This is a genomic window from Streptomyces poriferorum, from assembly GCF_019399235.1.
GTDB classification, from domain to species: Bacteria; Actinomycetota; Actinomycetes; order Streptomycetales; family Streptomycetaceae; genus Streptomyces; species Streptomyces poriferorum.
In genome coordinates, this window is sequence record NZ_JAELVH010000157.1 from 25,979 (window position 1) to 37,164 (window position 11,186).

At 70.0% G+C, this 11,186-nt stretch carries 10 protein-coding genes; 8 read left to right on the forward strand and 2 right to left on the reverse strand.

Features of this window, described 5'->3' with window-relative positions:
* Positions 1-4: 4 nt before the first annotated feature.
* Entirely contained in the window at positions 5-1,099 is a 1,095-nt protein-coding gene (locus JGS39_RS24905) for a LacI family DNA-binding transcriptional regulator (RefSeq protein ID WP_219571687.1), read from the forward strand.
* 118 nt (positions 1,100-1,217) lie between these two features.
* On the forward strand, positions 1,218-1,790 hold the full coding sequence (locus JGS39_RS24910) for a hypothetical protein (protein ID WP_219571688.1): 573 nt from the start codon (positions 1,218-1,220) through the stop codon (positions 1,788-1,790).
* Between the two features lie 98 nt (positions 1,791-1,888).
* Here JGS39_RS24910 and JGS39_RS24915 read toward each other — a convergent pair whose 3' ends face one another.
* The gene (locus tag JGS39_RS24915) at positions 1,889-3,247 is read right to left on the reverse strand and encodes an ROK family transcriptional regulator (protein ID WP_219571689.1); all 1,359 of its coding nucleotides are present in this window, start codon (positions 3,245-3,247) and stop codon (positions 1,889-1,891) included.
* Between the two features lie 145 nt (positions 3,248-3,392).
* Between JGS39_RS24915 and JGS39_RS24920 the strand changes: the two genes are divergently transcribed.
* The 5 genes from JGS39_RS24920 to JGS39_RS24940 all read left to right on the forward strand — a co-directional run bounded on the left by JGS39_RS24920 (position 3,393) and on the right by JGS39_RS24940 (position 9,533).
* Complete coding sequence (locus JGS39_RS24920) at positions 3,393-4,706, forward strand: ABC transporter substrate-binding protein (RefSeq protein WP_219571690.1); 1,314 nt, start codon at positions 3,393-3,395, stop codon at positions 4,704-4,706.
* Positions 4,707-4,716: 10 nt separating this feature from the next.
* Positions 4,717-5,727, forward strand: coding sequence for a carbohydrate ABC transporter permease (locus tag JGS39_RS24925; RefSeq protein WP_219571691.1), 1,011 nt, complete (start codon positions 4,717-4,719; stop codon positions 5,725-5,727).
* Positions 5,720-6,628 (forward strand): carbohydrate ABC transporter permease, encoded by a 909-nt coding sequence (locus JGS39_RS24930; RefSeq protein ID WP_219571692.1) that lies wholly within the window; start codon positions 5,720-5,722, stop codon positions 6,626-6,628. Before JGS39_RS24925 ends, JGS39_RS24930 begins: the two co-directional genes overlap by 8 nt.
* Positions 6,629-6,648: 20 nt before the next feature.
* Complete coding sequence (locus JGS39_RS24935; protein WP_219571693.1) at positions 6,649-8,007, forward strand: GH1 family beta-glucosidase; 1,359 nt, start codon at positions 6,649-6,651, stop codon at positions 8,005-8,007.
* 251 nt (positions 8,008-8,258) lie between these two features.
* Positions 8,259-9,533 carry an acyl-CoA thioesterase/bile acid-CoA:amino acid N-acyltransferase family protein gene (locus tag JGS39_RS24940; protein WP_306105747.1) on the forward strand — a complete coding sequence of 425 codons (1,275 nt, stop codon included), beginning with the start codon at positions 8,259-8,261 and terminating at the stop codon, positions 9,531-9,533.
* A gap of 58 nt (positions 9,534-9,591) precedes the next feature.
* Here the strand turns inward: JGS39_RS24940 and JGS39_RS24945 are convergent, their stop codons facing one another.
* On the reverse strand, positions 9,592-10,185 hold the full coding sequence (locus JGS39_RS24945) for a TetR-like C-terminal domain-containing protein (protein WP_219571696.1): 594 nt from the start codon (positions 10,183-10,185) through the stop codon (positions 9,592-9,594).
* A 747-nt stretch (positions 10,186-10,932) separates the two neighbouring features.
* Here JGS39_RS24945 and JGS39_RS24950 point away from each other — a divergent pair.
* Positions 10,933-11,186: hypothetical protein (locus tag JGS39_RS24950; RefSeq protein ID WP_219571694.1), on the forward strand; the 254-nt coding region annotated here is incomplete at its 3' end.

Here is an 11,186-nt window from a genome sequence, read left to right on the forward strand (position 1 = left end):
GCTCATGACGGATGCTCCACGATTGGCCGGTACACCCACCCTTGAGGACGTGGCGAGGGCGGCCGGTGTCTCCCGCGCCACCGTCTCCCGGGTGATCAACGGCGTACGCAATGTCGACCCGGTGATCCAGGAGGCCGTGCGCCGGGCGGTCTCCCTCACCGGGTACGCGCCCAACCGCGCGGCACGCTCCCTGGTGACCCGGCGTACCGACGCCATCGCCCTGGTGGTGTCGGGCGCCGGGGTCGACCCCGAACCGGCCGACGGCGCTCCGGCCGCGGACGCCGCCGATCCGGAGAGCGGGTCCTCGTTCACCGCGCAGGTCTTCGCCGACCCGTTCTTCGGCCGGGTGGTGACCGGGGTGGTCAACTACCTCCGGCCGCGCGGAATGCACCCGGTCCTGATGTTCGCCGAGACGTCACGGGCCCGCGAGGACGTGGTCTCGTTCCTGCGCCAGGGCAGCGCCGACGGCGCGCTGGTCGTCTCGACACACGCGGAGGACCCGCTGCCCGGCATGCTCACGGACGCCGGACTGCCCGCGGTGCTGTACGCGCGGCCCGCGCGGCCGGTCCGGATCAGCTATGTCGACCTCGCCCACCAGGACGGTGCGCGGCTGGCCGCCGAACATCTGCTGGCGCGCGGCTGCCGTCGCCTCGCGACCATCACCGGGCCGCTCGACGTGCCGGCCGGGCAGGACCGGCTGGCCGGTTTCCGCGACACGATGGCGCAGCACGGACATCCGTACATCCCGATCGCGGAAGGGCAGTTCACCCAGGAGAGCGGCGAGGCCGCGATGGAGCGGCTGCTGGCCGAACACCCGGACCTGGACGGGGTGTTCGCGGCCAACGACCTGATGGCGATGGGCGCCTGCCATGTGCTTCGGGAACAGGGACGACGGGTGCCCGAGGACGTCGCGGTGATCGGTTTCGACGACAGCAGCGCGGCGTCCGCCTGCCGGCCGCCGCTGACCACGGTCCGCCAGCCGGTCGAGGCGATGGCCGCCGAGATGGCCCGGCTGCTGATCGACGGCCTGTCGAAGCCGGACGGAGCGACGACATCGGTGATCTTCGAACCCGCACTGGTGGTACGCGACTCGGCATAGGCCCGGCACCGGTCCACGTGCGGGTCCGGCGGCCACCGGCCGCTGCCCCGGGGGGTGTTGTGCTGCCCGGCCGCAGCGGAAAGGATCAGGTAGGTGCTGCGCTACTTGATCGGGGTCCATGGTGAGTCTGACCGACCGGATACTGCCCCTGGTGGGCGTCGCTCTCGGAGCGCTCATGTCCTTCCTCGTCAGCAGTCTGAACGAGCGGGCGAGGTGGCGCAGGCAGCAGGCGGTGCGGTGGGACGAGCACCGCTTGACCGCCTATGCGGAGTACGCCCATGCCGTGAAGGAGTTGGCCGCCCGCTATCACATGATCGCCGCGGCCCGGGGTCTGGTGTCGGGGCCCATGGAGCTGGAACCGACTCCCGAAGTGCTCACGGAGCTCGGCGAGCTGGAGTCACGCCGTTCCGCCCTCTCCGAGACGCTCGGGCTCCTCGGCGACACCGAGGCGAACACGGCGTCCAAGACGCTGGACCACTGCCTGTGGCGGCTGGAGACCTTGGCCCGGGGCGTCCCGACAGAAGTCGAACAGAACTGGGATCAGGCGCTCCAGGAGTTCCGGAGTGCGCGCAGCCGCTTCGTGGAACGCGCCCGGGCGAGTCTCGGCGTGCCGGGAGCCGTCGCCCGGGACGTGACCTGGCCGGCCGCCTGGCGCCCCACGTCCCGGTCATCGCCCTCGCCCTCGCCGTGAGGGGAGGCCCACTCCTCGGCCCCGCCACCTCGCGGCGCGGGGCCGGTGACGCCACCGCAGCGCCTCGCCGCCTCACAGCCCCGGCCTCGTGCCCCGCCTCACCCCGTCGCGTCCGACACCGTCCGTGCGCGCTCCCTCCCCCGTACCGCGTCCGCGGCCGTGCGGAACCCCGGCGCCGAAGGGCCTGACTGCGCCTCGGGGGACGGCCGGCTGCCGCCCCGGGCCAGGAAATCGGACAGCGGGAGCGTCGCGGCACCCACCGTCACCGCGTCGGGGCCGAGGCGGCCCAGCTCGATCGTGGTGCGGGCCGCGGCATGGCGGAGCGCGTACTCCTGGGCGTAGCGGCGGATGTCGGGCAGCAGATGCGGGCCGATCAGCAGACCGGCCCACCCACCGAGCAGGATGCGCTCGGGCAGGAAGAGGTTGATGAGGTCGCCCAGGGCCGCCCCCAGGCATTCGGCCGTCTCGTCGAGCAGGGAGACGGCCAGGGGGTCGGGTGCGCCGCCCGAGCCGGGGTAGGCGGCGGCGAGCAGCGCGGCGAGCGCGGTCTCGTCGTCGGCGTCGGCTGGCAGTGGGCCGCCCGCCTCGTGCCAGCGCTCGCGCATGGCCTCGGCGCCCGCGTACGCCTCCAGGCAGCCGATCGAGCCGCACCGGCAGCGGCGGCCGCGCAACTGCACCGTGGTGTGGCCCCATTCGAGGGCCAGGCTGCTGCGGGCCTCTCCGAGCAGGTCGCCGTGGTTGACGCAGGCGCCGACTCCGGAGCCGATGAGGGCGACGGCCGAGACCCCGGCGCCGCGTCCACCGCCGAACCACATCTCGGCCTGGCCGAGGGTCTTGGCTCCGTTGTCGATGAAGAACGGCACCTCGGACGGGATCCGGACGGCGTCGCGGAGCAGCCGCTCGAAGGGGACGGCGCTCCAGTCGATGGTCTGGCCGTGGACGACGGCCCCCACGTCACCGACCGCACCGTCCGGCGCGTGGCGCTCGATGATGCCGGGGACGCCGATGCCGATGCCGAGGAGCCGGCCCGGATCGGCGCCCGCGTCGCGCAGTACGTCGGCGACCCCGCTGCGTACGTGTCCGACGATGCGGTCGACGTCGTAGCCGTGCTGGGCCAGCAGCCGTTCGGTGCGGGCGAGCTCGGTGAGGGCGAGGTCGAAGAGCTCGACCCTGATCCGTGTCTCTCCGATGTCGATCCCGATGAGGAGGCCGCCGCCCGGGGCGACGCGCAGCAGGGTGCGGGGACGGCCGCCGTCGGAGTCGACGACGCCGGCCTCCTCCAGGAGGCCCTCGGCGGAGAGTTCCGCGACGACGTTGCTGATGGAACCTGAACTCAGCCCCGTCGCGGGGCCGAGCTCCTGGCGGCTCAGCGGGCCGTCGAAATACAACCGTTGCAATACCCTCGCCCGGTTGCCCCGTCGCAGGTCACGCACGGTCCGTCTGTTGCGCTCAGCCATGTGGCTCCTTCCCTTCCGGCAACATACCGCGACCGCAGGACTTGACGCGACATTCTCTCACCTCTTAAATCACGTCATAAATTAAGTCCTGAAGGCCGTTCGGTTCTCGAACGCGGCCTTCCTCCCCGGAAAGGGGCCATCCCGCATGCGCACCATCAGAGCCGCAGCAGCCGCCACCCTCGCGATCTCCATCGCCGCCGGAGTCACCGGCTGCGGAGGCGGTACGTCATCGAGCGGCGGCAGCAACGATTCACCCAAGACCCTCACGTACTGGGCCTCCAACCAGGGCCCCAGCATCGAGGCCGACAAGAAGATCCTGACGCCCGAGCTGAAGAAGTTCGAGGAGCAGACCGGCATCAAGGTCAAGCTCGAGGTCGTCCCCTGGGCCGACCTGCTCAACCGGATCCTCGCGGCCACCACCTCCGGTCAGGGCCCGGACGTCCTGAACATCGGCAACACCTGGTCGGCCTCGCTCCAGGCGACGGGAGCGCTGCTGCCCTGGGACAAGGCGAACTTCGACGCCATCGGCGGCCGTGACCGCTTCGTGGACTCTGCGGTCGCCTCGGCCGGCGCGGAGGGCAAGGACCCCTCCGCTGTCCCGCTGTACTCGCTCGCGTACGCCCTCTACTACAACAAGAAGAGCTTCGCCGAGGCGGGCATCGCGGGGCCCCCGGCCACCTGGGACGAACTGGTCGAGGACGGCAAGAAGCTCTCCAAGAACGGCAAGTGGGGCCTGGGCGCGGAGGGCTCCAACCTCTCCATCAACATCCACCAGACCTTCGTCCTGGCACAGCAGCACGGCGCGGACTTCTTCGACGCCGCCGGAAAGCCGACGTTCACCTCCGACGGTGCCGTCGCGGCCGTGAAGCAGTACATCGACTTGATGGCCAAGGACAAGATCATCGCGCCGGGCAACGCCGAGTACGCCCAGAACCAGTCCCTGACGGACTTCGCCAAGGGCAAGACCGCGATGGTGCTGTGGCAGGCCGCCGCCTCGACGTTCGCCTCCCAGGGCATGAAGCCCGAGGACTGGGGCGCGGCCCCCGTGCCCGTCGCGTCCGGCACCCCGGGCCAGGGCAAGAACATCAACTCGATGGTCGCCGGCATCAACATGGCGGTGTTCAAGAACACCAAGAACATCGACGGCGCCAAGAAGTTCGTGAAGTTCATGACGAGCGACGCCGAGCAGAAGCTGCTCAACAAGACCTACGGGTCCATCCCGCCGGTCAAGACCGCCCAGGCCGACGCCGCGTTCTCGGCGCCCGACCTCGCGGTCCTGCGCGACACGCTGGCCAAGAGCGCGGCCCCGCTGCCGCAGGTGCCCAACGAGTCGCAGTTCGAGACCGCCGTCGGCACCGCGGTCAAGGAACTGTGGGCCGACGCCGCAGCCGGACGCCCCGTGACCACCGAATCCGTCAAGGCGCGCCTCGAAAAGGCCCAGCAGACGATGCAGCAGTAAGGCACCTTCCATGACCGCCACCGTGACCACCGACAGCCGGACCGAAAAGTCGGACAGGGTGACGAGCCGGGGCACCGGGGGTGCGCGCAGGAGACTGCCGCGCATCCCCGACCGGATCCGCCAGGGCGGACTGCCCTACCTCCTGCTCCTGCCGGCCGTCCTGCTCGAACTTCTCATCCATGTGATCCCGATGATCATCGGGATCGTGATGAGCTTCCGCCGGCTCACTCAGTTCTTCATCGGCAACTGGGGCGCAGCGCCCTGGACCGGCCTCGACAACTACAAGATCGCCGTCGACTTCAACGCCCCGATCGGCGAGGCGCTGCTCCACTCGTTCTTCGTCACCTGCGTCTTCACGTTCTTCGCCGTCGGCCTGGCGTGGCTGTTCGGTGTCACGGCGGCGATCATGCTCCAGGAGAACTTCCGCGGCCGCGGGTTCCTGCGGGCGATCTTCCTCGTCCCGTACGCCCTGCCGGTCTACGCGGCCGTCATCACCTGGGCGTTCATGTTCCAGCGGGACAACGGACTGGTCAACCACGTGCTCCACGACCAGCTCGGGCTGACCGACCAGCCGTCCTTCTGGCTGATCGGCGACAACAGCATCTACGCGCTGATCGTCGTCTCGGTCTGGAAGGGCTGGCCGTTCGCCTTCCTCATCGTGATGGCGGGGCTGCAGAACATCCCGCGCGAGCTGTACGAAGCCTCCGCGATCGACGGCGCCGGCATCTGGCAGCAGATCCGCAAGATCACGCTGCCGTCGCTGCGCCCGGTCAACCAGGTCCTGGTGCTCGTCCTGTTCCTCTGGACGTTCAACGACTTCAACACCCCGTACGTGCTGTTCGGCAAGGCGGCACCTTCGAGCGCGGACCTCATCTCGATCCACATCTACCAGTCGTCGTTCGTCACCTGGAACTTCGGCACCGGATCGGCGATGTCCGTGCTCCTGCTGCTGTTCCTGCTGGTCGTGACGGCCGTCTACCTGCTCATCACCTCGCGCGGAAGGAAGGGTGCAGATGCCTAGCCATGCCCAGCCGGCCGCACTGTCGAGAGCGGCCGGATCAAGATCACGGTCCCGGTCGCCGATGGCCGCGCCGCAGTCCTTCCTCTGGACCCGCCGCATCATCCTGGCCTTCCTGACCGCCTTCGTCCTGCTGCCCGTGTACGTGATGATCAGCAGTTCCCTCAAGCCGCTCCAGGACGTCTCGGGGAAGTTCCACTGGATCCCGTCCGGGCTGACCGTCAAGCCGTACCTCGACATCTGGGACACCGTCCCCCTCGCCCGGTACTTCGTCAACTCGCTGTTGGTGGCGGGCTCGGCGACGGTCCTCTCGGTGATCATCGCGGTGTTCTCCGCGTACGCCGTCAGCCGCTACAAGTTCCGCGGCAAGCGGGTCTTCACCGTCACGGTGCTCTCCACCCAGATGTTCCCCGGCATCCTCTTCCTGCTCCCGCTGTTCCTCATCTTCGTCAACATCGGGAACAGCACCGGGATCGCGCTGTACGGCTCGCGCGGCGGGCTGATCCTCACGTATCTGACGTTCTCGCTGCCGTTCTCCATCTGGATGCTCATCGGGTACTTCGACTCGATCCCCAGGGACCTGGACGAAGCCGCCCTCGTCGACGGCTGCGGACCGCTCGGCGCCCTGTTCCGGGTCGTCGTGCCTGCCGCGGTGCCGGGCATCGTCGCCGTCGCCGTGTACGCGTTCATGACGGCCTGGGGCGAGGTCCTCTTCGCCTCCGTCATGACCAACGACACCACCCGCACGCTCGCCGTCGGCCTCCAGGGCTACGCGACACAGAACGACGTCTACTGGAACCAGGTCATGGCCGCCTCGCTCGTCGTCAGCGTGCCGATCGTCGGCGGGTTCCTGCTCCTCCAGCGCTACCTCGTCGCCGGCCTCACTGCGGGAGCCGTCAAGTGACCATTTCGGAAAGGAAGTCCGTGAACGACCTCAGCGCCCTCCCGGCCGACTTCACCTGGGGCGTAGCCACCGCCGCGTACCAGATCGAGGGAGCCGTGACCGAGGACGGCCGCGCGCCCTCGATCTGGGACACCTTCTCCCACACCCCGGGCAAGGTGGCCGGTGGCGACACCGGGGACGTGGCCTGCGACCACTACCACCGCGTCCCCGAGGACATCGCCCTGGTCAAGGAGGTGGGGGCGGGCGCGTACCGCTTCTCGCTCGCCTGGCCGCGGATCGTCCCGGGCGGTGACGGCCCGGTCAACGAAGCCGGTCTCGACTTCTACGACCGGCTCGTCGACGGGCTGCTGGATGCCGGGATCACCCCGTTCGCCACGCTCTACCACTGGGACCTGCCGCAGGCGCTCCAGGACCGGGGCGGCTGGACGGTCCGCGAGACCGCGGAGCACTTCGCCGCGTACACCGCGGTCGTCGTGGACCGCCTCGGGGACCGGGTCAAGGACTGGGCGACGCTCAACGAGCCGCTCTGCTCGGCGTGGATCGGACACCTCGAAGGCACGATGGCTCCGGGTCTCACCGACCTCACCGCCGCCGTCCGGGCCTCCTACCACCTGCACCTGGGCCACGGCCTCGCGGTGCAGGCGATCCGGGCCGCGACCCCGGACGCCCGCGTCGGCATCGTCAACAACCTCAGCCCGGTGGAGGCCGCCACCGACCGCGAGGCGGACCGGGCCGCCGCGGTGCGCGGGGACGGCCACATCAACCGCTGGTGGCTCGACCCGATCCTGGGGCGCGGCTACCCGCAGGACATGGTCGACCTGTACGGGGTCGAACTCCCGGTCCGGGAAGGCGACATGGAGCTCATCTCGGCTCCGCTCGACTGGATGGGTGTGAACTACTACTTCCGCCAGGTCGTCACCGCCGACGCGACCGGCCCCGTCCCGCACGCCAAGCAGGTCTACCTGCCCGGTTCCCGCCACACCCACATGGACTGGGAGGTCCACGCGCAGGGCCTGGAACAGCTCCTCCTGCGCCTGACCGAGGAGTACGGCGTCCAGCGCCTGTACGTCACCGAGAACGGCGCCGCGTACCAGGACGTCGTCCTCGCCGACGGTTCGGTGCACGACCCGGAGCGGACCCAGTACCTGGAGGAGCACCTCGCCGCCTGCGCCCGCGCCGTCCGCAAGGGTGCGCCGCTCGCCGGCTACTTCGCCTGGTCCCTGCTGGACAACTTCGAGTGGGCGTACGGCTACGACAAGCGGTTCGGCCTCGTCCACGTCGACTACGCGACACAGCGCCGCACCGTCAAGAGCAGCGGCCGGCGGTACGCCGAGCTGGCCCGCGAAGTGGCGGCGGGCCGCTCACGCAAGGCCGCCTGACCTCTCGGTGAGGGCGTAGGGGCCACCCCGGCAGCCTCCGGCCGCGACGGACGACCGTCGCCGCCGGAGGTTTCTCGTCTCGCGCCTCTCGGTGCGTGGCTCTCGGTTCGCGCCTCTCGGCTCGTGCCCCGTTCGGCCAAGAATTCGACAAGTCCGACTACGGGTTGTCCGATCCTCGGCGCGGAACCTCCTCCACGTGATTGATTTCCCTGTACAGCTACTGCGGCAACGCCGTGTTGAGGGGGCGCATCGTGAGGACGAAGAGCGTGAACGGCCGTGCGACAGGGTGGCGGACTCGCGCGGTCGCGGCGGCGTGCTGCCTGACCCTGTCAGGTGCGGGGGCGTGTTCGTCGGGGCCCGAGCACAGCAACCGGGCGCGCATCCAGGTGGACCGGCCCGAATCCCTGGCCGACGCCCCGGTCCAGGTCCGGGTCACGGGCCTGCATCCGCACGAGGAGGTCACCCTGACCGCAGGCTCCGTGGATCGTGAGGGCGTTCGATGGGCCAGTCAGGCTGTCGTCACCGCGAACGATTCGGGAACGGTGGACCTGGACCGTGCACGATCCCGGTCAGGCACCTACCGCGGCGTGGACGGCATGGGGCTGTTCTGGTCCATGAAGCCGCGTGACATGGACGCGGGCAAGGCGGCGTTCTTCCCGAAACTGCCGGAACAGCAGGCGTCGTACAAGGTGACTCTCGCTGTGGAGGCGGGCGGCAAGCCGATCGCGACGCGCTCGCTGACGCGAACGTGGATGAGCGAGGGCACGGTCCACCAGGCGTTGAGCGGGGGCAGGAACGGCGTGTTCGGGGCCCTTTACCTGCCGCCTCCCCACGCGCCTCGACGCGCACCGGTCCTGAGCATCGGCGGCTCGGAAGGCGGAATCAGCAACTCGTTCGCCGCCGCGTTGCTCGCCTCCCACGGGCACCCCGTTCTCGCTCTCTGCTACTTCGGCTGCCCGGGACGTCCGGAGACCCTGGAGAACATCAAGCTGGAGTACTTCGCCACGGCCGCCCGTCTTCTGGACCGGCGGTACGGCGCGGGTACCCGCAAACCTGTCGTGATCGGGATCTCCCGCGGCACGGAGGCAGCCCAGCTCCTCGCCCACACCTACCCCGGCCTCGTCAGCGACCTCGTGCTCTACGCACCGTCCCGGAGCACCACCCCGGGGTACCCGCACGGCGTGGCATGGACCCGGGACGACGACCCGCTCGATTTCACACCCATCCCACTGGACGACGTCAACGGCGACATCCTGGCCGTCGCGGGGGACGACGACCGGCTCTGGCAGTCGGCCGACGCCGCCCGCAGCATAGGGGACGAGCGAACGCGCCCGGGCCGGCAGCGCGAGGCACTGGTCTACAAGAACGCGGGGCACCACATCGGCTGGTATCCCTACAGCGCCACGGCCCGGTACGCCAAGAACCCGATCTCGGGCAGCTACATGGATCTCGGCGGGACCCTGGCCGGGAACGCCCACGCACAGGCCGATGCCTGGCCCCGCGTGCTCAGCCTCCTCGGTGGGTGAGACGGCATCTTGGAGAACTCGGCCGCCTTACGCCGGCCGAGGGGCACGTCCACGGGATTCACTCGCCGCGCCCGGTCCCGCCGGTCGCCGACGGCCAGTTGGCCAGCAGGAAGTGCAGTGCCTCGACGGCACGCTCCCACGACGTCTGCACCGCTCGCGGCGCACCGAATCCGCCGTCCGCCTCAAGGGCGGTGAACCCGTGGAAGGTGCTGCGCAGCAGCCGTACCGCGTCCGTGAGATCGGGTTCGGTCAGGCCGTAGGCGCGCAGCATCGACGAGGTGGTCTCGACGGTCCGGTGGTACGCGGGCGCCGCGGCGACGACGGCAGGATCGACGCGCATCCGCGTCGCCTCGTACCGGCCCGGGCACTCCAGCGCGAAGGACCGGTAGGCGTCGGCGAAGGCGATCAGGGCGTCCCGGCCGGCCCGGCCGGCCACGGCGGCCTCGATCCGGTCGATGAACTCGCCCGCGGCCAGCAGCGCGACCCTGGTACGCAGATCCTGGAGGTTCTTGACGTGGGAGTACAGGCTGGCGTCCTTGACGCCGAAGCCGCGGGCCAGCGCGGAAATGGTGACCTTGCCGAAGCCGATCGAATCGGCCAGGTCGGCCGCCGCCGCCACGACCCGGTCGGTCGTGAGCCCCGCGCGAACCATCCCCACCCCCGTCGACGTACTGCCTAGACCCCTTAGCTTTCTCCGGAATATACACAGGCGGGGGCCGGGCCGGGAAAGCCGGCGGCCCGCGGTGGCCACGGATTGCCGTGAGCACCGCGGGCTATTGCGCCGCGCCGACAGCGGGGAGTGGGACGACGCGGGCAATTTGGGGGGAGAGCGCTCTCCTGGCAAGCAGGGCGCGTCTGCCGAGAAGAGCGAGCGCTCCCGGCACTTGGCGGTTACCGGCCGTTCCGGCACTTGCCGGTTACCGGCCGTTCCGGCAGCACAGGGAGCGGCGCCGGCCGGTCCCGCAAGTACGTGATCCCGTGAAATTCCGCGGCACCGAGGCCAGTAAGGCTGCGAAGGCCGGCGGGGACCCACCCTCCTCTTGTGGAGCACCGCCGGACGGGATCCTGGCGGGCGCGGCCCTGTCGCCATGCGAACCTCCACGCCACTCCGCGTCCGCGCACATGGGGCGTGCGGCACGAAGAGGGAGGCAGCTGGATCGCACATCGCGGAGAGGCCCTTGGTGACGGTGACCGGAACGAGCGGGAGAGCGCTCTCCCGTTGGTTTTCAGTGTTGCGCCGCAGCGCGAGAACTGTCAAGGGATGCCCTGAACAACAGCAGCACAGCCGCCTGTTGGTGGTACACGCGGGTACCCGACGGGCGGCCGACGAATCTGCGGATTTCACAGCTGACGAGCAGATCGGCGAAGCAGACAGAGCAGGTGCCGTACCCCGACGCCGATGTCCGACGTGCCCTGGGAACGGTGCCTGACGGGCGAGGCGGGTGTCCACGCAGACACCGATCCCGCCAAGCGCTTCGTCAAGCGCTTCGTCAAGCGCCAGGAACTCTTCCCACGGCTCCCGCACGCACGCACGGACCGGCCCCGGAGCGGGAGGGGCCGGGTGTCGTCCGTCCTTGAACAGGCCGTCCTCCCGTCCCGTATCCATACTGGACAGCGCGGCCTCCCCGTGCCCCGCCCCGGTCTGAGTACCGG